We start from the raw sequence: 23,432 nt of genomic DNA, 5'->3' as shown, positions 1-23,432 counted from the left end.
GAATCCCGCCTTTGGCTCAGTCTTTCTCCAGCCGCGAGAAATACATCCGCCCCAGCCCACGCCAGGTTTTCTTGTTCCAGGCCTTGAACGGAATCTGCGCCAGCAACTCCCGCGCCAGCTTGCGATCACGGTTGGCGGTCTTGAGGAACATGGAGTTGAGAAATTTGTAGCGCACCTCGTCATACAGCGGGTGATCGCTGAAGAGCGCGTAGGTGCGCAGGATGCTGTCAATCATGAAGCGGTGGTTCTTGTAGGAGTTGGTGGCGTGCTTGCGATAGCGCGCCATCAACACATTCAGACCATCGATAAAGTAACCGGCATGGGTCACCTTCAGTTCAATCAGCAAGTCTTCCAGGCGAATGGTCGGGTCGAAACCGCCCACCTTCTCCAGCGCTTCGCGACGGATCATCAGGGTGGGAGCCGGAGGATAGGGCTTGCGCTCCAGGAACATGTCGTCGAAGTCCAGGCGACGGAACGGTACATCCCGGCGTTGGCGCTTCTCGGGGTAGAGATTGCCGTCGGCATCGATCAACTCGATGTTACCGGCGCAAATGCCGACCTCGGGCTTGCCGTCCATATGGGCGACCTGGGTGGCGATTCGCTCCGGCAACATGATGTCATCCGAACCGAACGGCACGATCAGGCTGCCCTTGGCCCGGGCAATCGCACCATTGAGGGTGTTGGTCAGCCCCTGGTTTTCCTGCACCCGGAAATCGAAACCATGGATTGCCTGCAGCGCCTTGATCCGCTCGACGCTGTCATCTTTCGAGCCATCGTCGACCACCAGCAACTCGATGTTCCGATAGGTCTGGTTGAGGACGCTGAGAATGCTTTCCTCGATGTAAGGGGCATGGTTATACGACGCGATGATGACCGTGACGATGGGTTGCGCGTCGTTCATGGCTGTTCCTTGCGGGCCTGTTCCAGGCCGGAGTCGATCAGATTGAGGTATTCGCGACGGAACTCCTCGATGTCATGGTGTTGCTGCAGATAACGGAAAGCCTGCTCGCCCTTGGCCTTGAGCTCGTCATCCGTCAGCCCGAGGTAAGTGTCCAGCGCCGCCTGCAGCGTCGGCACATCCTTCGGTGTAATCGCCAGGCCACCGGCACCCTCGATGAGCGGCAGCATGGCCGGCACGTTCGAGGCGATCACTGGCAAATGCCCGCTCATGCCTTCAAGCAGCGCCAACCCGAGTCCTTCGGCCAGGGAGGGCATGGTCCAGATATCGAAAGCGCGAATGTACTGCAGGGCAATTTCCTTGAACCCCAGCAAATGGGCGCGACCGCTGAGGCCGAGGCGGTCGATTTCCGCAGCCAGGCGCGACTCTTCACGGCCGGCTCCGATGATCGCCAGTTGGGTATTCGGGTATTTGTCCTTGAGTGCCGCGAAGGCCTGCAGCAAATAGATATGGCCCTTGACCGGCACCAGTCGCCCCAACGCACCGATCAGCCGCACAGACGGATCGATGCCCAACATTTCACGGGCTTTTTCACGACTGTGTTGCAGGCCTTCGGCTTGCTCGATGTCGATGGCATTGGTGATGGCGTAGGTATTCTGGTCAGTGAAGCCGCAGTCACAGTCCAGCAGATACTGTTTCACCGCAGGCGACACGCCGACGAAGCGCCAGTGACGATCAATCAGGCGCTGGGTCTGGCGGCGCCGGTAAAAACGGTCGTACTCGCCAAAGCCGTGGGAAATACCGATGCACAAAGGCACTTTCAGCCAGCGGTTGAGTGCCAGCATCATGTTGACCGGCTTGAAGCGATTGCAGATCACCACATCGAATTTTTCCCGGCGGCAGAACTTGTACAGCTGCCACATGGCCCGCAGGCGCATGCCCTTGAGGGACTTGTCGGAAAACTCGAAGTACACCGAACGGTCGGCCCGGCTCACCGCTTCACCCGGCCCGGGTTTGCCGCGCAAAAATGCGGCGGTCACTTCATAGCGTTCACTGGGCAGGGCCTTGACGATTTGCTCCGCGAGGTCGGCGAAATCATGGGCTTTGACGTTGTAGTCAGGCTGCAGTTGCAGGACCTTTGACCGCTGACTCATAACTCTCCCCGCTGAGAAACATTGCCTGGTGTGTGCTTGAGGGACCACAAAAGCTCGTGGCGCCGGACTGCCTTGCGAAAGAATTCGTTCTGGCCATAGGTTGGCGGCAAGCGGCCGGCCAACAACCGTTGGATCAACCGACGCAAGCGACGCTTGAACGGCATCGCCGGTTGCAGGTCGTGCATCATGCCCAACGCCATGGCTTTGTCTCGCTGCTGCTCCAGCGGCAAGGGCAGGCAATAAGGTTGCATCGGTTGGGACGGATCGAAGGCAGGCGGCAAGGCGATGCCGTCACCGGTATCGCCCATCGGCCAGCGGTCGTTGTCGTGCAGGTGGTTGGCATAGCCCAGCAGCGTGGTCGGTTGCCAGTCCAGGCCTTGCAAGGCTTCGAGGACTGCCGCCTGGGCGCAGATATGATCGGGATGCGGATCCAGGGTCGGATGCGGCAGGACGATGACCTCGGGCCGGGCCCGCAGCAGCAACTCTCGCAGATCCGCCAGCAGGTTGTTCCAGGTCGGCGCGCCATCGACATCGCCGGGCAGCACGAAAGGATTCAACCGGCGGAACAGACGGGTATCACTCATATCCGCTTCCCGCGATCCCGCCGCTACGGCAGGCGCGGCCTGCATGCTCGCCAATTGCAGACAGAAGTAACCCAGTTGTACGCAGTGAGCCTCGGGCACTCCGGCCCAACGTGGCACGGCGATACTGTCCCAGGTGCGCAGGCGGCCTTTCAAGCGGGCCGCATCGACCTTGTTCAGGCCCATCTGCCGATAGTGCTCGGCTTCGATTTCACCGGCGGTCAGCGTGACGATCCAGGTTTCGTCGGCCTGGCTGTACAAACCGTAGGCCGCCAGTTCGGCGTCATCGGCGTGGGGGGCGATGACCATCACCCGCTGATGCCGGTAATCCGAGTGCTCGAACGCCCACAGCACGGGCTCACCAAACACGCGACAGAAGCGCCCGCGCAAGCGCAGGTCACCGCGCGACAGCGCCTGAGCCTGACCACTGAGATTGAGGTAACGCAGGCCGTTCACGCCCCGCTCGAAGGTTTGTCGATCAGGGTTTTCGCCACCCGCCAACTCCACCACCGGATCGATAAAACGCCCCAGCCAGGTGCTTTTTACCCGCAGGGCCAACACCAGCGTCGCGTCGTCGACCAGCATCACGCCCTCGTCCAGCCGCAAGTGTTCACCGCTCAGGTGCACCTTGGGCTGTGGCGTATACGGGGGGAAGCTGTACTGGTAATCGTCTTTCGCTGAGTAGAACAGATGGTCGGCAAACCAGGCTTCGTGGGCAATCCAGCCAAGAACCGCCAGCACCAGCGGCAACCACCAGGCCACCAGCACACCTACGACGATCAACAGCACCAGCGCAATCAACAGGCCGATACGTTTATTGCGCCGGTGGCGCTTGAGCAGTTGCTGTTTGCGGCTCATGGCTTGGCTCATACGGTGAAGACCGGCACGGGGTTGCACCAGCGATCCTTGTACTCACGATCGGCGCGACCGAAGGAAAAGCGCAACGGTTTGTCCTGTGCCCGGGCATGCTCCCAGGCGCTTTGCGTATTGAGAAAACTCAGCACACTGCCAGGGCTGAACTCGCGAGTCTCGGGATCGACTCCGCCGTTGATGTACTCGACACTGATCCACTGCGGGGTCTCGACGCGGTACACCAGTTGTATCGCAATCGGCGCATCGTTGAGGAAAATCACCGAGCCGATCAGCAACTCGCGCAGCAACTCGACGACCTCGGTCATGCGCTCGGCACCCGTCGCCGGGAAGCCCCAGCGGCGCTGGAACAGGTCGCAATAAATCGCCGCCAGTTCAGTGCTGGAAAATTCGGACACCGGCCGCACCACGCCACCGGCCTCTTCCAGCAAGCGCAATTCGCGGCGCTGGTTATAGCGAAATTTTTTCGACAGTTCTTCGGGTGTGCGGGCCATGGCCAGTTGTTCGGCTTGCAACTTGATGCCAGTGAAACGACCTTCGTTCAGCGCCGACAGATACCGCGCGCGATGGCGCAAAGGCGCTTGGGTATCGGCAGCGGCGGGCAGGATGATCTCGGCGTTGCCCAGGTCGAACAGACCTTTTTTGCCGCGACGCTTGAGCACGTCCTTGGACAAGGCCAGGTCGCGCCCCCAGGTCGGGATCGCCGCCTTGACCTCGTCACCCTGGACCCAGGCCAGGTAACGCACCGGAATATCCGCCAATTGCGCCAGCCGCTCGACCACCATGGGATGAGTCGCGACACTGCCGCCATAACGCTGCCAGGTTTCGGCGTAAGTCGAGGCGTCGACTACCGCCCAGCCACGCTCGCGCCAGCCTTGAAATCGGTTGAGCATCAGCCCCTCTGTGCCAGTTCGGTAACGTGCGGCAAATGCCAGAAAGCATCGCGCACCGCGCGATCGGAGAAGCGTTCGCGCAAGCGCTCGAGCATTAACTCGGCACACTGTCGGCGTTGCTGATCATCCATGCCAGCCAGATGTTGCAGCCCTTGGGCCAGACGCCCGGCATCGCCCAACGGGAACAGGATGCCCACGCCTTCGACCACTTCTTTCGCTCCGCCGCACGCCGTTGCGAGCAAAGGTACACCAGCGGCCATGGCCTCCAGCAGCACCATGCCGAACGGTTCGTGATCAGAGCTCAGGGCAAACACATCGAAGGCCCGGAAGTAGTTACGCGCATCCGGCACCTGACCGAGGAACAGAACCCGGTCACCGATACCCAGTTCCCGGGCCTGGTCCTTGAGGTCCTCCTCCAGACGCCCCTTACCGAGAATCACCAGCTGACTGTTGGCCGGCAACCCCGGCAACGCCTCGGCAAAACCGTGCAACAGCGTGGCCTGGTCCTTGTCCGGATGCAGCCGCCCGACGTTGCCGACGATCCAGGCATCCGCCGCCAGCCCGAGGGTTTCCCGGGCCTCGCGAGCCGACACCTGCGTGGCTTGCAAGGCATCCACGTCGATACGGTTGTACAAGGTCTGAATTCGCGAAGCCGGCCACTTCGGCAGGCAATTGCGCATGTCGTCGCGCACCGCGTCGGACACGCCAAGCAAACTCAAACGCTTGCGGAATATATGCGCGAACAGTTTACGGCTGCCGCGCTGGTAGTCTTCAAACCCGTGGTGCACGCCAATGACCGGCAACGACGTACCGAGCAAGGCGATGTAGATAGGCTTGAAGCGATGAGCGATGCAGAAACTGAAGTTGCGCGACGCGGCGATCTTGCGCAGATCGCCGATGGCTCCCAGCTTCAGGCCGCGAATGGCTTTGGAGCTGTACTCCATGAACAGCACTTCATCGCTGGCGCATTGCGCGGCGACTTCAGCATCGGCAACCCCGGTGAGAAACACCGTGGTCACTCGATAACCGGTCCCAGCGAACAGGCTGGCGTACTGCCGTGCGCAGTCCAGAAACGGCCCGTCATAGCCGTGGCAGAACTGCAGCACATGGCGTTCAGCCGAACGTGTCATAGGCGTTCGCGCCCTCTTTGACCACCAGGATGTCTTCCATGATCAGATACTGTAGATCCGAACCGAAGAACATGTTCAGGGCGTCGGTCGGCGAGCAGATCATCGGTTCGCCGCGACGGTTGAGCGAGGTGTTGAGCGACACGCCGTTGCCGGTGAGCACTTCCAGCGCTTTCATCATGTCGTAGTAGCGCGGGTTGTATTCGCGCTTGAGCACCTGGGCGCGGGAGGTGCCGTCTTCGTGGACGACTTCCGGCACGCGGGTTTTCCACTCTTCAGCCACTTCGAAGGTGAAGGTCATGAACGGAGCCGGGTGATCGATCTTGATCATCTGTGGAGCGACAGTGTCGAGCATCGACGGGCAGAAAGGCCTCCAGCGCTCGCGGAACTTGATCTGGTGATTGATTCGGTCGGCCACACCGGCCACGCTCGGGCAACCGATAATCGAGCGACCACCCAGTGCACGCGGACCAAACTCCATGCGGCCCTGGAACCACGCCACCGGGTTGCCATCGACCATGATCTTGGCGATCTGCTCCGGCATGTTGTCGAGCTTGCGCCACGTCGGCTTGTCGGCGTGACGGGCGCACGCGGCGATCACGTCTTCGTTGCTGTACGACGGGCCGAGGTAGACGTGCTCCATCTTCTCGACCGGTACGCCACGGGCGTGGGACACATAGGCTGCCGCGCCCACCGCGGTACCGGCATCGCCGGAGGCAGGCTGTACAAACAGTTCCTTGACGTCGTCGCGAGCGATGATTTTCTGGTTGAGCTTGACGTTCAACGCACAGCCACCGGCGTAGGCCAGTTTGCCGGTTTGCTTGAGCACGTCGCCCAGGTAGTAGTCGATCATCTGCAGCGCAATTTTTTCGAACAGCGCTTGAATGCTGGCGGCGTAGTGGATGTACGGCTCGTCGGCGATATCGCCTTCACGCTTGGGACCCAGCCACTCGATCAGCTTCGGCGAGAAGTAGTAACCTTTGCCCTTCTCTTTGTAGCGACGCAAGCCGATGACGTTGGCGTAGTCGGTGTTGATCACCAGTTCGCCGTTTTCGAACGAAGCCAGGCGCGAGAAGTCGTATTTGCTGGCATCGCCATACGGCGCCATGCCCATGACCTTGAACTCACCGTCGAGCATATCGAATCCGAGGAACTCGGTGATCGCGCCGTACAGGCCGCCGAGGGAGTCCGGATCGAAGAATTCCTTGATCTTGTGGATCTTGCCGTTTTCGCCATAACCGAAGAAGGTCGTGGCGTACTCGCCCTTGCCGTCGATGCCCAGGATCGCGGTTTTCTCTTTGAAACCGGAGCAGTGATAAGCGCTGGAGGCGTGGGCCAGGTGGTGCTCGACCGGCTCGATCTTGATCTTCTTCGGATCAAAACCCAGTTGCTCCAGGCACCAGACGATCTTGTTGCGATAGCGCTTGTAGCGACGGTTGCCCATCAGGATCGCGTCGAGGGCGCGGTCCGGGGCATACCAGTAACGCTTGGCGTACTGCCAGCGGGCCTTGCCGAACAGGCTGATCGGAGCGAATGGAATCGCTACCACGTCAACGTCGGACGGCTTGATGCCAGCCTGTTCCAGGCAGAACTTCGCCGATTCGTAGGGCATGCGGTTCTTTGCATGTTTATCGCGTACGAAGCGTTCCTCTTCAGCCGCCGCGACCAGCTTGCCGTCGATGTACAGGGCTGCGGAAGGATCATGGCTAAGGGCGCCGGACAGGCCAAGAATCGTCAATGCCACAGGGGTCTAGCCTCTTTAGTCTGCATGCAGGCGCAAGCGCCTCAAAAATTAATGTGCCCTCGCAAGGGGCGAGAGACAGCTAAAGGGCGGGATTATAGCTTAAAAGCAGCGGCAAGCCTCTAGCCGCAAGCGGCCAGCAACTGCGACAGGGACCTCGCGGCATTTTTATCCGCGCGCAGGTCGCCAATAGATGGAAATATTGCCGTCCACGCTTTGCCGGTAAATCGTGTACGGCAAGACAACGGTGTCCAGCGCGCCAGACACGGCCAAGTCCACCAATATGAGTGGTACAAGAAAACCCGTAGGGTCTGGCGGCGCATTCAATACACAGAAGTCGTAAGCCAGGCCGCTGTAGACACGGGGGATGGACTGGCAATAGGTCTTTTGCCTGCGCAGCCCCTGCGCTGCTTCGGCTTCATCCTGCAGGACCGTTGCGGCAGTCCCGCAGCCCATTAGCGACACTGATAAAACACCTGATGAAACTGCCATTTTGATTGTCACAGCCTGCCCTCCGAGAACGTCAGGCAAACTAGCATCGGGGCGATTTGGGCCACAGTTCATGACTTCCCAAGATCGCGTAGGACGGTTCACAAGAACTTGTCTGCTTTCTCGGTTGGCAGTTCCGGCCTCATCGCGGGCAAGCCCGCTCCCACAGGGATTGTTGGTGAGCACAAAGCCTGTGGGAGCGGGCTTGCCCGCGATAGGACCGAAGGTCCTGATTCAGCCAGCACTGGAGATATCTTTGGGCAAACGCTGATCAATCACCTGGTAAAGGGCGCTACCTTCAGGCCAATTGCGCATGAACCGCGCGCGATCCCTTGCATACGCCGGGGCGAAACTGCCAAGGGAGCTGTGCTGGCACATCGAATCGAGATCGATCAACGCCCAGCGATCCTGCTGCCAGAACAGGTTATGGCCCTTGAAGTCGCCATGGCTGATGCGTTCGCGAATCAGCTCGGCAAACAGATGATCCAGCGCCGCCAACTCGACTTCCGGTGCATCACCGCTTTCAACATGCGGCGCAAAACGTTCGATGATGTCCGGCCCCGACAGATGCTCGGTGATCAGGTACGCCCGGCTGCGCAGCCACAGAAAACGCTTTTCCAGCAACGCCAGCGGCTTGGGCGTGGCAATCCCGAGGAACACCAGGCGATTGCCTTCGCGCCATGAATGCCAGGCCCGGCTCGGGCGCCAGAAGCGCTTGAGCCAGTGGGCAAAGCCCTTGATGTTGTAACGCTTGATCACCAGCGTGCGGCCATCCACCTCGACCTTACCGACGCTCGCCGCGCCCCCGGTCTTGTACAGATGCCCCTGATCGAGCAGGGTATCGGCCTGTTCCAGCACCGGCACCATCGACGACTCTTCCTCGCGGCGAATCGCCCGCAAGCCGAAGGCCCCGCGCTGGACGCTGAACAGCGTGCACTCGCGGCCGACCTTGATCAGGAAGTCTTTGAGGCGCCAACTGCGGACCTTGTCGATCTGCTTCTGGAGCGCCTCCATGGGCAAGGCGTGCTCGCCGTTGCTCAGCAGGTAATACACCAGCAACTCTTCAATGAAGGGTTCAATCGACTTCGGCAACTGGGCGAAGAACACCCCGAGGTTTTCCAGGACCTTCTGCCGTGACAGCGGCTGCCCCGGCGTTTCGGAGCAAATCCCGGCGCCGTCGATCAAGTACAGACGACCACGCTGACGGAGCAGGTTGTCCAGGTGCAGGTCTTCCTGCCACAGTCCTTTGCGGTGCATTTGACCGATGGCACCTAACGCCTCGGCCAGCACCGCTCCTTGCCCATCGGACAGCACGGGCTGCTGCTCAACCTGCTTCCAGGTATCACCCAGGCTTTCGGCGCCTTCCAGAAACTCGAACAGCAGCCAACCACCCTCACCCTCTTTCAGGCCATCGGCCAACAGCTGCGGCGTGGTCAATCCTTGAGCGGCAAGCAAGCGCACGCCGTCCAGCTCACGCTGGAAGTGCCGCGCAGCCTTGCTGCCTACCAGCAACTTTGCCAACACCGGTCGGCCACGCCAGACACCGGCACCGACATAACGCTGCCCCGGCAACACCCGCAACAGGCTCAGCAGTTGTAGCTCAGCGGGGCCGGCGGCATCAGCCAGCGAAACGCTCAATGGCAACGCCGGGGTGCGGCCGGCGGACTTCAACTCGGATAAACGCATCAGCGTGGTCCCTTTTGGCTGCGCCGCGTAGTCAAACGCCCCAGCCAGCTGTCGATCAACGAGCTGTCCTGTGGTTGATCCAGATAGGCGGCCAGCAATTGCCGCAGTTGCGACTCTCCCCACTCGGGCGCGCGGCGCGCCAGCGGTTCCAGGTCCTTGATTCGGTCACGCTGCCCGTACAGCAGTGGTCGGGTCTTTTCCAGATCGATCAATTGAGCCTGATAGCCGTTGCCGGTGGCGCGCATGAAAATATGCTTGGGATAGAAGCATCCGTGCACCTGGCGTGCCGCGTGCAGCCGCCTGGCCAGTTCGCCACTGGCCTTGAGGATTTCCGAGTGTTGCTCAGGGCTCAGTTCATCCCAGCGCTGCAACAGCGATTCGAGGTCGTCCCAACCATCCAGGGCGCGGGTCAACAGGACCGCCCGAACTTCACCATCGACCTTGCGCTCACCGTAGAACACCGCTTCCAGCGCCGGAACCCCCAGCTTCTGGTAACGGGAGATGTTGCGAAACTCGCGAGCGAAGCTCGGCTCGCCGAACGGTGCGCGTAACGTGCGGGTCAGGTAGTTGCTTTGACGCTTGAGGTAGAAACCATGACCTTCCAGGTCCAGCCGAAACACACTGCTCCAACCGCCCCGACCGGTGTTGGGCTCATCCACCGCGTCGAGTTGTTTGGCCCAGAGGGCATCGAATGTGCCGAGGCCGTGGCGTTCAAGCAGCGCACGGTCATCAGCGGCCAGAAAATCAGTCATTCACGCCCCTCGAAAAATCTCACCACGTGCCGGATACGTTTTTTGTCCGCAGCGTTGAGCCGGGTCCGATTGCGGTATTGCAGGTAAAAGCGCAGGCGCTGGGTTGCCGACAGTTGATACTTGGCGACCTTGTCCAGGCACGCCAGATCCTTGGTAATACGGTACTTGAGCCAGAAACCGCGCCAGAAATCGCCGTTGGGGCAATCGATCAAAAACACTCGAGCCTCATCGTCGATCAGCAGGTTGCGCCACTTCAAGTCATTATGGGTGAAGCGGTGGTCGTGCATGGTCCGGGTGTATTCGGCCAGCTGACGACTGACGGTATCGACCCAGGCGCGATCCGAAAGTTTCGGGTCGCGACGCTCGGCCAGTGCCGACAAGTCTTCGGTATGCGGCAGCTCCCGGGTAATCATCGCGCCGCGAGCGTAGGCCACACCGCGTCGTTCCAGCCCCCAGGCCACCACTTCGGCCGTGGGGATGCCCCACTTGGCGAAGCGCTTGAGGTTCTGCCACTCCATCTTCACCCGAGGCTTGCCCAGGTAACGCCGCAAGCCTTTGCCAGCGCCCACATACCGTTTGACGTAATAGTTGACGCCATTGCGCTCGACCCGGATGACCTCCGAAAGCAGATCGCTGGTCAAACGCTCGCCTTGCAGCGCAAACACAGCCTCGAGGCTGCCAAAGTCATCGGCCAGTTCGCTGTAGGCCGGTTCCAGTTTCCAACCCGACATCAGAGCGCATCCCCGTATCGCTGTTTACGCTCGTAGAGCTTGTTGGCCTTGCCGTCGAGCCATGCCAGCAAAGCGGCCTCTTCACTCAGGATCTGGCGCAGCGGTTGCTGGAAATAGCCTTTGAGGAAACGCAGCTTGTCGCGGCGGGTCAGGCCGATGTCCAGCGCGGAAAAGTACAGGGCCGCCAGATCCTTGTTGCGCCAGCGCGAGGTGATCGCCGGGCGGGTCTGGGCGCGGTGCAGGTCGATCACCGAGAGCTTGAAGTCGTCCGCGGTCACCGGTTTGTCGGTGTGCAGCAGGAAGTGGCAGATGTAGCAGTCGCGGTGGTTGACCCCGGCGCGGTGCATCATGCCGGTCATGCGTGCGACTTCGGCGATCAGCGCGCGCTTGAGTTTTGGCTCGGGCGGCTGCTTGATCCAGTTGATACTGAAGTCTTCGAGGCTGACAGTGGGTGCCAGCTCCTCGGTGACGATGAACGAGTGCTGGTCGGCCGGGTTGCTGCCCTTCTCGCCATACGCGACGGCGGTCATGGTCGGCACGCCAACTTCCTGCAGGCGCTGAATGGCCTGCCACTCCTGACCGGCCCCCAATACTGGAAGCTTGGCGGTGAGCAGGTTCTTGAAGATTTCGCCCCAGCCGATGCCACGGTGGATTTTCACGAAAAATCCGTTGCCATCGACTTCCGTGCGTAAGGTCCGGCGCGCTTCCAGCTCGCGGTACACCTCGCCCTCAAGCCCCTCGACTTCGGCGAACGGGTCGCGTCCGGCCCAGAGGCTCTTGAACGGTTCAGCCAGCATCAACTTCATTTAAGCGTGCTCCGCCAGAATCACATCGGCCGCGTGCTGCGGCATGCTGTAGAGGTCGGCCGTCCCGGCGTAGGCCAGACCATTGCGGCTCCAGGCCGCCCTTGCTTGAGCGTCGTTCAACATGCCGGTCAGGTACTGCGTCAGTTGCGCCTGATCGAACGGTTCGTCCAGCACCAGACCCGCATCGGCCTCGGCGATGTAATGGGCATAACCGCACACCGCGCTCACCAGCACCGGCAAGCCAGCCACCAGCGCTTCGAGCAGCACGGTGCCGGTATTTTCGTTGTACGCCGGGTGGATCAACAGATCGGCACCCAACAGGAAACGCGGGATATCACTGCGCCCTTTGAGGAACGTGACGTTGTCGCCCAGCCCTAATGTCGCACTCTGCATCTGGAATAATTTGGGGTCATCCTGGCCAATTACAAACAGCCGGGTGCGTTTCCTCAACTCGGCAGGCAATGCCGCCAGTGCCTTGAGGCTACGGTCCACGCCCTTGGTCTTGAACCCGGAGCCGATCTGCACCAGCAGCAGTTCGTCGTCCTTGAGATCGAATTCAGCGCGGAACCCGGCGCGAATTTCATCGGCATCCGCCGGTCGGCGACGGTCCTGGGCGATACCCGGTGGCAGCAGGTGGAAACGCTCCAGCGGCGTGTCGTAATGCTTGATGAACAGCGGCTGCTGGACCTCGGAAATCATCAACACTTCGGTCTTGGCATCCCTGGCGAACACCGCCCGCTCGTATTCGGCGAAGTGGCGATAGCGGCCCCAACGGCGATACAGCGAGTTGCGCAGGTTCTGTGCCTTGTCTTCGAAGCAGCCGTCGGCCGCGTAATAGACGTCCAGGCCCGGCATCTTGTTGAAGCCGATCAGGCGGTCGACCGGGCGCTTGGCCAGGTCCGCTCCCATCCATTCGCTGAGCTTCTCATTGCGGCGATGGTTGAAGAACGCCTTGACTGGCGCCACCAGCACTTCGAAACCCGGCGGCACGTCACCCTCCCAGATCAGCGTGTAGACGCGAATCTGATGACCGCGCTTCTGGCACTCCAGGGCGATTCGCATGAAATCGCGCTGCAAGCCGCCGAACGGGAAATATTTGTACAGGACAAATGCCAATTGCATCAGCGCAGCTCCTCAGCCATTAACAACGTGCTCAGTCGGCTGGCGACACGCTCGGGATTCAGACGCGTGAAGCACAATGGCAACTCGCGTTTCAGGTCAAATTGACGGGCATCTTCGGCCGTCGGTTGATAGGTGCATTTCTTTTGCAGGCACGGCGCACAAGGGAAGTCGCTGGCCATGTGAATCTGCACCTTGCCATAAGCGCCTGTCAGGCCCGGGTTGGTCGGGCCGAACAGCGACAACGTCGGCACATCCAGCGCGGCGGCCAGATGACCAAGACCGGTGTCGACCGCCACGCAGGCTTGCGCGCCGGCCAGCACCTTGCCGACACCCGCCAGGTTCAGTTTTGGCAGCACTTCGGCGTGCTTGAAACCCGCGGCGATACGCTCGGCCCGGGCTTTCTCCAGGGCATTGCCCCAGGGCAACTTCACCCCGACGCCAAGGTAGCCAACCCGTTCGGTCAGCTCGCGCCAGTAGGCTTCGGGCCAGTGCTTGGTGTCCCAGGTGGTGCCGTGCAAAAACACCACGTAAGGATTCTTGCGCGGCAACTCCACCAGGCGCTCGATATTCAGTCCGTAGTCGCCCAGGCCTTTAGGCAAGTCATAGCCCAACGCAATGGCGAACAACTGACGCACTCGCTCCACCGCGTGCTGCCCACGGGCAACGGCCAGACGTCGATCGTAAAAGCGCGCAGCGATGGGCTCGCGCGCCGAGCTTTTATCGAGGCCGGCCACCGGCGCCTTGACGTAACGGGTCAGCCAGGCACTTTTCAGCAAGCCCTGGGCGTCGATCACCAAGTCATATCTGGTGACGCGAACGCTTTGCTTGAAGCGCTTCCACTCACCGCTCTTGATGGTCTGCCAGATGTTTTTGCGCCAGCGACGGATCGCCACCGGAATCACCTTGCCCACCGCCGGATGCCAGGTCGGGATTTCGGCAAAGCCTTCTTCCACCACCCAGTCGAATTTGATGCCGGGAATCGCCCGCGCCGCATCGGTCAACGCCGGCAACGCGTGAATGACGTCGCCCAGCGAAGAAGTCTTGATCAACAGAACCCGCAAGCTATTTGACCTCGACCACAGTGCCTTGCAACCGCTGCAAGGCTTCGTTCACGGCCTGCGGCATGAGCTGGCGCAGGCAGTTGTAATGGCCGAAACGGCAGGTGCGATCGAAGCACGGACTGCACTCGATGCCCAGGCGTACGATTTCGACATGCTCGGCCAGCGGTGGCGTGAAGCCCGGCGACGTCGAACCGTAGACCGCGACCAGCGGGCGGTTCAGAGCGGCGGCGACGTGCATCAGGCCGGAGTCGTTGGACACCACAGAATCTGCACAGGACATCAGGTCGATGGCTTCGGCCAACGAGGTGCCGCCGCTGAGGTTGACCGATTCTTCACGCAGACCTGGAATCAGCCGCGCGCGGATGTCTTCGCCCACGGCGTGATCGTTTTTCGAACCGAACAGCCAGACTTGCCAGCCTTCGCGGATCTTCGCTTCGGCGACCTTGGCGTAATGCTCGGACGGCCAGCGCTTGGACTCGCCAAACTCGGCACCAGGGCACAGGGCCAACACCGGACGGTCGAGGGTCAGACCGAACTTTGCCAGTGCCGCCTCGCGCGTGACCGGGTCGATCTGCAGTGTCGGGCGCGGATAGGGTTTTGGCAACTCGACGCCCGGCTCATAAGCCAGGGCCATGAAGCGCTCGATCATCAGCGGATAACGATCTTGATCCAGCGTGCGCACGTCGTTGAGCAGGCCATAGCGGAACTCGCCACGCCAGCCTGTGCGTTTCGGGATGCCGGCAAAGAACGGCACCAGCGCCGACTTCAGGGAGTTGGGCAACAGGATCGCCTCGTCGTACTGGCCGGCCAGGGATTTGCCGATGCGCCGGCGAGTCGCCAGTTCCAGAACACCGTGACCGAGCGGAAAGCTCAAGGCCTGGCGAACTTCGGGCATACGCTCAAGAATCGGCCGGCTCCACTCGGGGGCCAGCACGTCGATTTCGCATTGCGGGTGGCGTTGTTTCAAACACTGGAACAGTGTCTGCGCCATCACCATGTCACCGACCCAACTGGGCCCAACGATCAGAATTTTCATGTGGTTTCCATAAACGAACCGGGGAGGCCTACGCCTCCCCGCCTCGAAAATCTCTGCGGGAGCACGGCGGCTTGCGATGGGTCATCACCTTCAACATTGCTGTCGAGTGTCACTCCGCTATCGCGAGCAGGCTCGCTCCCACATTGGGTATTGGTGTACCTCGATCCGCATGGCACTGCAGATCCACTGTGGGAGCGAGCTTGCTCGCGATGAGGCCATCACATTCAACATCAATGGTAACTGTCAGTCCGCCATCGCGAGCAAGCTCGCTCCCACAGGGGTATTGGGCGTATCGAATATCCCGTTTCAGCTTAGCCCCAGCTCACGCCAGATCCGCATGACCTGCCGCCGTTCGTCCGCGAACTGGTCGCCCGGAATCACCCCCGGGTCCTTCTGCAAGGCCTGCCGGTGGGCGGCGGAACGGTACGCTTTATACGCTTCACGCAACAGGCCGGCATCTTCGACGGGCATCAGCCCTTCATGCTCCAGCTCTTCCAGAATGCGGATGTTGTCGGTCCAGCGCAGCAACGGCGGGTGTGTTTCGGACCACGCCAGGGCCGCGTATTGCACCATAAATTCAATATCGACGATACCTCCGGCGTCCTGCTTGATATCGAACGGCGCCGTGGCTTCGAAGGCATTTGCCCCGGTGCCGGCCGCCGTGCTCTTGCTGCCCAGGTTATCGCGCATCTTGGCGCGCATCTCGCTGACCTCCTGGCGCAGGGTCGGCAGTTCACGCGTCTTGCCCAATATCGCGGCGCGGACTTTCTCGAAGGCCTGGCCGACATCCTGACTGCCCACCAACACCCGCGCCCGCACCAATGCCTGATGCTCCCAGGTCCAGGCCTCGTTTTCCTGATAGCGGGCAAACGCCCCCAGGGAACTCACCAGCAAGCCCGACGCACCGGATGGCCGCAGACGCATGTCCACTTCATACAACTGCCCGGAGTTGGTCTGTGCAGTCAGCAAGTGAATGATCCGCTGCCCCAGCCGGGTGAAGAATTGCGCGCCATCGATGGGTTTGACGCCATCGGTTTCAGCCTGCGGATCGCCGTCGTGGATGAACACCAGGTCCAGGTCCGAACCATGCCCGAGTTCCAGACCGCCGACTTTCCCATAACCGACAATGATGAAGCCGGGATCGCACAAAGTGCCATCGGTGCGTAGCGGCGTGCCGTACTTGGCCACGGTCTGGCGCCAGGCCAGTGCCAGCACTTGCTCCAGGATCGCCTCGGCGAGCCAGGTCAGGTAATCGCTGACCTTCATCAGCGGCAGGCTGCCGGCGATTTCCGAGGCAGCCACCCGCAGGCGGTGCGCCAGCTTGAAGTGGCGCAGGGCTTCCATTTGCTGCTCGAGGTCGTCCTCGGGAATCCGTGTCAGGCGCTCGCGCAATTCAGCCGCCAGTTCTGGCGCCAGTGGCGGTTTGAACAGCCGGCCTTCGTTGAGCAATTCGTCGAGCAGCAGCGGGAAGCGAGTGATTTGCTCGGCGATCCACGGGCTCGCCGCGCACAGCGTCAGCAACCGCCGCAACGCACTGGGGTTCTCGGTCAGCAGCACCAGGTACGCGGAGCGACGGGCCACGGCTTCAACCAGCGGCAGCACCCGTTCCAGTACCAGGTCCGGATTGTCATGCTCCACGGCCTGCGCCAGCAAACGCGGAATAAAAGCATCGAGACGTTCGCGACCCAGACGCTGCATCGCCCGCAACTGGGGGCTGCTGCGCAAACTGGCCAGGGCTTTCAAGGCTTTTGGGGCATCCTTGAAACCACCCTCTTCCAGTTGACGGCAAGCGGCCTCATCGTCCTGAGCCTCTTCCCACAGCGGCAACCACTCACCGCCGACCACCACTTCGCTTTCGGCGCCCTGCTCTTCGTCGGGATCGGCGATCACCTGCCCGAAGTGCCAGGCCACGCGGCCGCGCCAATACATCAATTGTTCGTGGAAGGCCGTCCAGTTGGCGAAACCCAGCATAAAGGCAATACGCGCCTGATCCTGCTCGCCATCGGGCAACATTTGCGTCTGGCGGTCGGCAATCGCCTGAATCGCGTGTTCGGTGTAACGCAGGAATTCATAACCTTCACGTAGCTCGCCGATCACAGCCGGCGGCAGGTAACCCTGACCTTCCAGCGTGCTCAGCACCTTTAATAGCGGGCGTTGCTGCAAGCTCAAATCGCGGCCGCCGTGAATCAGCTGGAACGCCTGGGCAATGAACTCGACTTCACGAATACCGCCGGATCCGAGTTTGATGTTGTCGGCCATGCCCTTGCGCCGTACTTCCTGCTGGATCAGCTGCTTCATGGTGCGCAGCGCTTCGATGGCCGAGAAGTCCAGGTAGCGCCGGTAAACGAACGGTCGCAGCATCTCCTGCAGTTGCGCGCCGGCTACTTGATCGCCGGCCACCACCCGCGACTTGATCATCGCGTAGCGTTCCCAATCGCGGCCCTGATCCTGGTAATACTGTTCCAGCGCGTTGAAGCTCAGCACCAGAGCGCCGGACGAACCGTAAGGTCGCAAGCGCATGTCGACGCGGAATACAAAGCCGTCGACGGTCATCGGGTCCAGGGCCTTGATCAGCCGCTGGCCCAGACGAATGAAGAACTCCTGGTTATCCAGCGCGCGTTTCACACCGACGGTTTCGCCGCCCTCGGGGTAGGCAAAAATCAGATCGATGTCCGAGGACAGGTTCAGCTCCACGGCGCCGAGCTTGCCCATGCCGAGGATGACCATCTGCTGCGGCTCGCCGCTACGTCGGCCGGTCGGCACGCCGAACTGCTGACAATGCCGCACATACAACCATTGATAAGCCTGATCGATGCTGGCATCGGCCATGTCCGAGAGGTCGCGGCAGGTCTGTACCAGGTCAGCCTGACGGGTCAGGTCGCGCCAGATGATCCGCACCTGATGGCGTGCACGCTGACGGCGCAAGGCGCGACCAAGCTGATCATCGGTCTCGGCCACGCTCACGGCAGCGGCAATCTGCGCGCACAACTCACCGGGCGCGAAGCGGCGGTCCAGTTCGCCGGACTGCACCAGCGCCAGCAACATCAAAGGGTCACGAACACACTGTTCAATCACGAAATCGCTGGCGGCGGTGACGCGGGCAAATTGCGCCCAGCGTTCCGGCGTCCAGGTGGACAGCCCGTGATCATCGTCCAGGGCAGCGACGGCAGCCCGGAACGACTGCTCGGCGCGGGTGACCAACGGCAGGAGAATGGCGGGCAGTTCGGCAAGCGAAGGGAGGCTCATGGTCTATCCTTGATCGGCGTACAACGGACTGCATGTAGTGGTTTTCGAAAACTCACTACCTGAGGGACTGTCGAACAAAAGTTAGAAATAGCTGAAATTTCTTTAATTTTGGCAGCCAGCATCAAGCTTTTACCTTTTGTAGTTGGAAAAAGACCAACCTTAACGATTATTCTCACAACGCAGCCGGGGGCTACAAGCCGCTCATCTGTAGTTTTACTACTCGTATATACATTAGACGGGCTGAAATGCCGGAAGATTTGTAGTAAAACTACACGCCGCCGGAACAACCTGTCGGCAATCCAAGAATTCATAACGTCTGCCCACAAGGCCAGTCGCTAACTCAGGCAACCGATTCTGGTAGCCTTTCCGCCCTGGAGCAAGCCATGCAAGACCTCGATCCCGTCGAAACCCAGGAATGGCTGGACGCCCTGGAATCGGTTCTCGACAAAGAAGGCGAAGACCGTGCTCACTATCTGATGACCCGTATGGGTGAACTCGCGACCCGCAGCGGCTCGCAGTTGCCTTACGCCATCACCACGCCTTACCGCAACACGATCCCCGTTACCCACGAAGCACGCATGCCTGGCGACCTGTTCATGGAACGCCGCATTCGCTCGCTGGTACGCTGGAACGCGATGGCCATGGTAATGCGTACGAACCTGAAAGATTCCGACCTCGGCGGTCACATCTCCAGCTTCGCGTCCAGTGCGACCCTGTATGACATCGGCTTCAACTACTTCTTCCAGGCCCCGAGCGACGAACACGGCGGCGACCTGATCTACTTCCAGGGCCACACCTCGCCAGGCGTTTACGCCCGCGCATTCATGGAAGGCCGCATCACCGAAGACCAGATGAACAACTTCCGTCAGGAAGTCGATGGTCAAGGCCTGTCGTCCTACCCGCACCCTTGGCTGATGCCTGACTTCTGGCAGTTCCCGACCGTATCCATGGGTCTGGGCCCGATCCAGGCGATCTACCAGGCACGCTTCATGAAGTACCTGGAACACCGTGGCTTCATCCAGCCAGGCAAACAGAAAGTCTGGTGCTTCCTGGGCGACGGCGAGTGCGACGAGCCGGAATCCCTGGGCGCCATCTCCCTGGCCGGCCGCGAGAAGCTGGACAACCTGATCTTCGTCATCAACTGCAACCTGCAGCGTCTTGACGGCCCGGTTCGCGGCAACGGCAAGATCATCCAGGAACTCGAAGGCGTGTTCCGCGGTGCCCAGTGGAACGTGACCAAAGTCATCTGGGGCCGTTTCTGGGACCCACTGCTGGCCAAGGACGTCGACGGCATCCTGCAACGCCGCATGGACGAAGTCATCGACGGCGAGTACCAGAACTACAAAGCCAAAGACGGCGCGTTCGTGCGTGAACACTTCTTCAACACGCCAGAACTCAAGGCGATGGTTGAAGACCTGTCCGACGACGAGATCTGGAAGCTCAACCGTGGCGGCCACGACCCGTACAAGGTCTACGCGGCGTACCACGAAGCGGTCAACCACAAAGAACAACCGACCGTCATCCTGGCCAAGACCATCAAGGGTTATGGCACCGGTGCCGGCGAAGCGAAGAACACTGCGCACAACACCAAGAAGGTCGATGTCGAAAGCCTGAAGTTGTTCCGCGATCGCTTCGACATCCCGGTCAAGGACGATGAACTGGAAAACCTGCCGTTCTTCAAACCGGAAGTAGGCAGCGCCGAAGCCCGTTACCTGAGCGAGCGTCGTACCGCACTGGGCGGCTTCGTGCCTCAGCGTCGCGCCAAGAGCTTCAACATCCCGACTCCGCCACTGGACACCCTCAAGGCGATCCTGGACGGCTCGGGCGACCGTGAAATCTCCACCACCATGGCCTTCGTGCGGATCCTCGCACAGCTGGTCAAGGACAAGGAAATCGGCCCGCGCATCGTGCCGATCATCCCGGACGAAGCCCGTACCTTCGGTATGGAAGGCATGTTCCGTCAGCTGGGCATCTACTCCTCCGTCGGCCAGCTCTACGAGCCAGTCGATAAAGACCAGGTGATGTTCTACAAGGAAGACCAGAAGGGCCAGATCCTCGAGGAAGGCATCAACGAAGCGGGCGCCATGAGCTCCTTCATCGCTGCCGGTACTTCGTACTCCAGCCACAACCAGCCGATGCTGCCGTTCTACATCTTCTACTCGATGTTCGGCTTCCAGCGTATCGGTGACCTGGCCTGGGCCGCTGGCGACAGCCGCACCCGTGGTTTCCTGATCGGCGGCACTGCCGGCCGTACCACCCTGAACGGTGAAGGCCTGCAACACGAAGACGGTCACAGCCACCTGCTGGCTGCCACCATCCCGAACTGCCGCACCTACGATCCAACCTACGGCTACGAGCTGGCGGTGATCATTCAGGACGGCATGAAGAAGATGACCGAAGAGCAACAGGACGTCTTCTACTACATCACCGTGATGAACGAGTCGTACCAGCAGCCTGCCATGCCGGCCGGTGCCGAAGAAGGCATCAAGAAAGGCATGTACCTGCTTGAGGAAGACACCCGCGAAGCGGCGCACCACGTTCAGCTGATGGGCTCCGGCACCATCCTGCGTGAAGTCCGTGAAGCAGCGAAGATCCTGCGCGAAGAGTTCAACGTCGGCGCCGACGTGTGGAGCGTTACCAGCTTCAACGAATTGCGTCGCGACGGCCTGGCCGTTGAACGCACCAACCGTCTGCACCCTGGCCAGAAGCCTAAGCTGAGCTACGTCGAAGAGTGCCTGAACGGCCGTAAAGGTCCGGTCATCGCGTCTACCGACTACATGAAGCTGTTCGCCGAGCAGATCCGTCAGTGGGTACCGTCCAAGGAATTCAAAGTCCTGGGCACCGACGGTTTCGGCCGTAGCGACAGCCGCAAGAAACTGCGTCATTTCTTCGAAGTCGACCGTCATTTCGTGGTGTTGGCAGCCCTGGAAGCACTGGCTGACCGTGGCGACATCGAACCTAAAGTGGTGGCCGAGGCCATTGCCAAGTTCGGTATCAACCCGGAAAAACGCAACCCACTGGACTGCTGAGGAGAGATTTTGTGAGCGAACTCATTCGCGTACCTGACATCGGCAGCGGTGAAGGTGAAGTAATTGAACTGTTTGTGAAGGTCGGCGACCGTATCGAAGCCGACCAGAGCATCCTGACGCTGGAATCGGACAAGGCGAGCATGGAAGTGCCCGCGCCGAAGGCCGGTATCATCAAGAGCCTGAAAGTGAAGCTGGGCGATCGCCTGAAAGAAGGCGACGAACTGCTGGAACTGGAAGTCGAAGGTGCCCCTGCGGCTGCCGCTGCGCCGGCTGCCAAGGCTGAAGCCAAACCGGCTGCTGCTCCTGCCGCCGCCGCTCCTGCTGCTGCGCCGGCTGCCGCCAGCGTTCAGCAAGTGCACGTGCCGGACATCGGTTCGTCGGGCAAGGCCCAGATCATCGAGATCCAGGTCAAGGTCGGCGACACCGTCGCGGCTGATCAATCGCTGATCACCCTGGAATCCGACAAGGCCAGCATGGAAATCCCGTCGCCTGCCGCTGGCGTGGTCAAGGCCATCAGCGTCAAGCTCAACGATGAAGTCGGCACTGGCGACCTGATTCTGGATCTGGAAGTGGCGGGTGCTGCTGCACCAGCTGCTGCCGCTCCAGCTCAGGCGGCCGCTCCTGCCGCCGCTGCTCCCGCGCCTGCCGCTGCCGCACCGGCTGCTCCAGTGGCCGACAGCGTTCAGGACATCCACGTTCCGGACATCGGTTCGGCGGGCAAGGCCAAGATCATCGAAGTCCTGGTCAAGGCCGGCGACACCGTTGTGGCCGACCAGTCGCTGATCACCCTGGAGTCCGACAAGGCGAGCATGGAAATCCCGTCGCCAGCCGCTGGCGTGGTGGAAAGCATTTCCATCAAGCTCGATGACGAAGTCGGTACCGGCGACCTGATCCTCAAGCTGAAAGTCAAAGGCGCCGCTCCGGCCGCTGCACCGGCAACTGCCGCTGCAGCTCCGAGCGCACCTGCTCCAGCTGCTGCTCCTGCCGCCGCCGCACCTGCTGCTGCCCCGGCCGCCGCGCCAGCCAAGCCTGGTGCAAAAGTTCACGCCGGCCCTGCCGTGCGTCAACTGGCCCGCGAATTCGGCGTCGAGCTGAACGCCGTTGGCGCCAGCGGTCCGCACGGTCGCATCCTGAAGGAAGACGTGCAGGTTTACGTCAAGGCCATGATGCAGAAGGCCAAGGAAGCGCCGGCCGCTGCTGCTGGCGCAACCGGTGGCGCGGGCATCCCGCCGATTCCGGTCGTGGACTTCAGCCGCTTCGGTGAAATCGAAGAAGTGCCGATGACCCGCCTGATGCAGGTCGGCGCCGCCAACCTGCACCGCAGCTGGCTGAACGTGCCGCACGTGACGCAATTCGACTCGGCGGATATCACCGAGCTCGAAGCGTTCCGTGTTGCCCAGAAAGCCGTTGCAGAGAAGGCCGGCGTCAAGCTGACCATCCTGCCGTTGCTGCTCAAGACCTGTGCGCACCTGCTCAAGGAACTGCCGGACTTCAACAGCTCGCTGGCGCCAAGCGGCAAAGCGATCATCCGCAAGAAATACGTCAACATCGGCTTCGCCGTCGACACCCCGGATGGCCTGCTGGTACCGGTCATCAAGAACGTCGACCAGAAGAGCCTGCTGCAACTGGCCGCCGAGGCTGCTTCCCTGGCTGAAAAAGCCCGGACCAAGAAGCTCTCGTCGGACGAGATGCAAGGCGCCTGCTTCACCATTTCCAGCCTCGGCCACATTGGCGGCACCGGCTTCACGCCGATCGTCAACGCGCCGGAAGTCGCGATCCTCGGTGTTTCCAAGGCAACCATCCAGCCAGTCTGGGACGGCAAAGCCTTCCAGCCGAAACTGATGCTGCCACTGTCGCTGTCCTACGATCACCGTGTGATCAACGGCGCCGCTGCTGCACGCTTCACCAAGCGTCTGAGCGACCTGCTGGGCGACATCCGCACCATGCTCCTGTAACACCGACCGGCCCTCCTTCACCGGAGGGCCTGTTGCGTTCCACGTTTCCGAGCGCCACGCTCGTACCTCAACCCCGCCAATTTGGCGGGGCTTTTTTTTGCCTGAAGTTCTTGCTTGATACGCTTTCCTACATTTGTGGCTGATATCGCCCACAACTCGAATCCATTTCTGCCAGATATTTATTCAGGCCAAATAACTAGTCTTGGCTGAACACCCTCCCATTACATCCGAAATAACCAACTACCAATTAACTGG

The 23,432-nt window shown here is 60.9% G+C and carries 17 protein-coding genes; 2 read left to right on the top strand and 15 right to left on the bottom strand.

Annotation, left to right across the window (positions count from 1 at the left end):
• Window positions 1-16 precede the first annotated feature (16 nt).
• From AC1DRN_RS13310 to glnE, 15 genes are all read right to left on the bottom strand, one after another.
• Window positions 17-901: a glycosyltransferase gene (locus tag AC1DRN_RS13310; RefSeq protein WP_223461737.1), complete on the bottom strand. Its 885-nt coding sequence runs from the start codon at window positions 899-901 to the stop codon at window positions 17-19.
• Window positions 898-2,052 (bottom strand): glycosyltransferase family 4 protein, encoded by a 1,155-nt coding sequence (locus tag AC1DRN_RS13305; RefSeq protein ID WP_223461735.1) that lies wholly within the window; start codon window positions 2,050-2,052, stop codon window positions 898-900. The genes AC1DRN_RS13310 and AC1DRN_RS13305 overlap by 4 nt, the downstream gene beginning before the upstream one ends.
• Window positions 2,049-3,491 carry a PIG-L deacetylase family protein gene (locus AC1DRN_RS13300; RefSeq protein ID WP_223461732.1) on the bottom strand — a complete coding sequence of 481 codons (1,443 nt, stop codon included), beginning with the start codon at window positions 3,489-3,491 and terminating at the stop codon, window positions 2,049-2,051. Before AC1DRN_RS13300 ends, AC1DRN_RS13305 begins: the two co-directional genes overlap by 4 nt.
• Before the next feature lie 8 nt (window positions 3,492-3,499).
• Window positions 3,500-4,396, bottom strand: coding sequence for an antimicrobial resistance protein Mig-14 (locus AC1DRN_RS13295; RefSeq protein WP_223461730.1), 897 nt, complete (start codon window positions 4,394-4,396; stop codon window positions 3,500-3,502).
• Window positions 4,396-5,526, bottom strand: a complete 1,131-nt coding sequence (locus tag AC1DRN_RS13290; RefSeq protein ID WP_223461729.1) for a glycosyltransferase — start codon at window positions 5,524-5,526, stop codon at window positions 4,396-4,398. The genes AC1DRN_RS13295 and AC1DRN_RS13290 overlap by 1 nt, the downstream gene beginning before the upstream one ends.
• On the bottom strand, window positions 5,510-7,267 hold the full coding sequence (locus tag AC1DRN_RS13285) for a carbamoyltransferase family protein (protein ID WP_223461727.1): 1,758 nt from the start codon (window positions 7,265-7,267) through the stop codon (window positions 5,510-5,512). The genes AC1DRN_RS13290 and AC1DRN_RS13285 overlap by 17 nt, the downstream gene beginning before the upstream one ends.
• A gap of 165 nt (window positions 7,268-7,432) precedes the next feature.
• Complete coding sequence (locus AC1DRN_RS13280; RefSeq protein ID WP_223461725.1) at window positions 7,433-7,768, bottom strand: YceK/YidQ family lipoprotein; 336 nt, start codon at window positions 7,766-7,768, stop codon at window positions 7,433-7,435.
• A 219-nt stretch (window positions 7,769-7,987) separates the two neighbouring features.
• Window positions 7,988-9,439, bottom strand: a complete 1,452-nt coding sequence (locus AC1DRN_RS13275) for a lipopolysaccharide kinase InaA family protein (RefSeq protein ID WP_223461723.1) — start codon at window positions 9,437-9,439, stop codon at window positions 7,988-7,990.
• Complete coding sequence (locus tag AC1DRN_RS13270) at window positions 9,439-10,191, bottom strand: lipopolysaccharide kinase InaA family protein (protein ID WP_223461721.1); 753 nt, start codon at window positions 10,189-10,191, stop codon at window positions 9,439-9,441. The genes AC1DRN_RS13275 and AC1DRN_RS13270 overlap by 1 nt, the downstream gene beginning before the upstream one ends.
• Window positions 10,188-10,922 (bottom strand): lipopolysaccharide kinase InaA family protein, encoded by a 735-nt coding sequence (locus tag AC1DRN_RS13265; RefSeq protein ID WP_223461719.1) that lies wholly within the window; start codon window positions 10,920-10,922, stop codon window positions 10,188-10,190. The genes AC1DRN_RS13270 and AC1DRN_RS13265 overlap by 4 nt, the downstream gene beginning before the upstream one ends.
• Window positions 10,922-11,728: a lipopolysaccharide core heptose(I) kinase RfaP gene (gene rfaP, locus AC1DRN_RS13260; RefSeq protein WP_223461717.1), complete on the bottom strand. Its 807-nt coding sequence runs from the start codon at window positions 11,726-11,728 to the stop codon at window positions 10,922-10,924. Before rfaP ends, AC1DRN_RS13265 begins: the two co-directional genes overlap by 1 nt.
• Entirely contained in the window at window positions 11,729-12,850 is a 1,122-nt protein-coding gene (locus AC1DRN_RS13255) for a glycosyltransferase family 4 protein (RefSeq protein WP_223461715.1), read from the bottom strand. It abuts the gene before it with no gap.
• Window positions 12,850-13,911 (bottom strand): lipopolysaccharide heptosyltransferase I, encoded by a 1,062-nt coding sequence (gene waaC / locus AC1DRN_RS13250; protein WP_223461713.1) that lies wholly within the window; start codon window positions 13,909-13,911, stop codon window positions 12,850-12,852. Before waaC ends, AC1DRN_RS13255 begins: the two co-directional genes overlap by 1 nt.
• Window position 13,912: 1 nt before the next feature.
• Window positions 13,913-14,947 carry a lipopolysaccharide heptosyltransferase II gene (gene waaF / locus AC1DRN_RS13245; protein WP_223461711.1) on the bottom strand — a complete coding sequence of 345 codons (1,035 nt, stop codon included), beginning with the start codon at window positions 14,945-14,947 and terminating at the stop codon, window positions 13,913-13,915.
• A 306-nt stretch (window positions 14,948-15,253) separates the two neighbouring features.
• Window positions 15,254-18,193, bottom strand: coding sequence for a bifunctional [glutamate--ammonia ligase]-adenylyl-L-tyrosine phosphorylase/[glutamate--ammonia-ligase] adenylyltransferase (gene glnE / locus AC1DRN_RS13240; protein WP_223461709.1), 2,940 nt, complete (start codon window positions 18,191-18,193; stop codon window positions 15,254-15,256).
• 383 nt (window positions 18,194-18,576) lie between these two features.
• On the opposite strand from glnE, the gene aceE reads away from it, so the two are divergent.
• Complete coding sequence (gene aceE / locus AC1DRN_RS13235) at window positions 18,577-21,222, top strand: pyruvate dehydrogenase (acetyl-transferring), homodimeric type (protein ID WP_108218364.1); 2,646 nt, start codon at window positions 18,577-18,579, stop codon at window positions 21,220-21,222.
• 11 nt (window positions 21,223-21,233) lie between these two features.
• Entirely contained in the window at window positions 21,234-23,177 is a 1,944-nt protein-coding gene (aceF, locus tag AC1DRN_RS13230) for a dihydrolipoyllysine-residue acetyltransferase (RefSeq protein ID WP_223461707.1), read from the top strand.
• Window positions 23,178-23,432 lie beyond the last annotated feature (255 nt).

The organism is Pseudomonas sp. P5_B3 (assembly GCF_056400405.1).
The sequence above is the reverse complement of the archived record's forward strand: the minus strand, read 5'-3'. Positions and strand labels throughout refer to the sequence as shown.

Bases quoted from the DNA above. Each gene is read 5' to 3' on its own strand.
- aceE (WP_108218364.1), top strand. From the start codon at position 18,577: ATGCAAGACCTCGATCCCGTCGAAACCCAGGAATGGCTGGACGCCCTG.
- AC1DRN_RS13265 (WP_223461719.1), bottom strand. From the start codon at position 10,922: ATGTCGGGTTGGAAACTGGAACCGGCCTACAGCGAACTGGCCGATGAC.
- AC1DRN_RS13300 (WP_223461732.1), bottom strand. From the start codon at position 3,491: ATGAGCCGCAAACAGCAACTGCTCAAGCGCCACCGGCGCAATAAACGT.
- AC1DRN_RS13255 (WP_223461715.1), bottom strand. From the start codon at position 12,850: ATGCAATTGGCATTTGTCCTGTACAAATATTTCCCGTTCGGCGGCTTG.
- AC1DRN_RS13270 (WP_223461721.1), bottom strand. From the start codon at position 10,191: ATGACTGATTTTCTGGCCGCTGATGACCGTGCGCTGCTTGAACGCCAC.
- AC1DRN_RS13295 (WP_223461730.1), bottom strand. From the start codon at position 4,396: ATGCTCAACCGATTTCAAGGCTGGCGCGAGCGTGGCTGGGCGGTAGTC.
- AC1DRN_RS13310 (WP_223461737.1), bottom strand. From the start codon at position 901: ATGAACGACGCGCAACCCATCGTCACGGTCATCATCGCGTCGTATAAC.
- glnE (WP_223461709.1), bottom strand. From the start codon at position 18,193: ATGAGCCTCCCTTCGCTTGCCGAACTGCCCGCCATTCTCCTGCCGTTG.
- AC1DRN_RS13305 (WP_223461735.1), bottom strand. From the start codon at position 2,052: ATGAGTCAGCGGTCAAAGGTCCTGCAACTGCAGCCTGACTACAACGTC.
- AC1DRN_RS13275 (WP_223461723.1), bottom strand. From the start codon at position 9,439: ATGCGTTTATCCGAGTTGAAGTCCGCCGGCCGCACCCCGGCGTTGCCA.
- AC1DRN_RS13290 (WP_223461729.1), bottom strand. From the start codon at position 5,526: ATGACACGTTCGGCTGAACGCCATGTGCTGCAGTTCTGCCACGGCTAT.
- waaF (WP_223461711.1), bottom strand. From the start codon at position 14,947: ATGAAAATTCTGATCGTTGGGCCCAGTTGGGTCGGTGACATGGTGATG.
- rfaP (WP_223461717.1), bottom strand. From the start codon at position 11,728: ATGAAGTTGATGCTGGCTGAACCGTTCAAGAGCCTCTGGGCCGGACGC.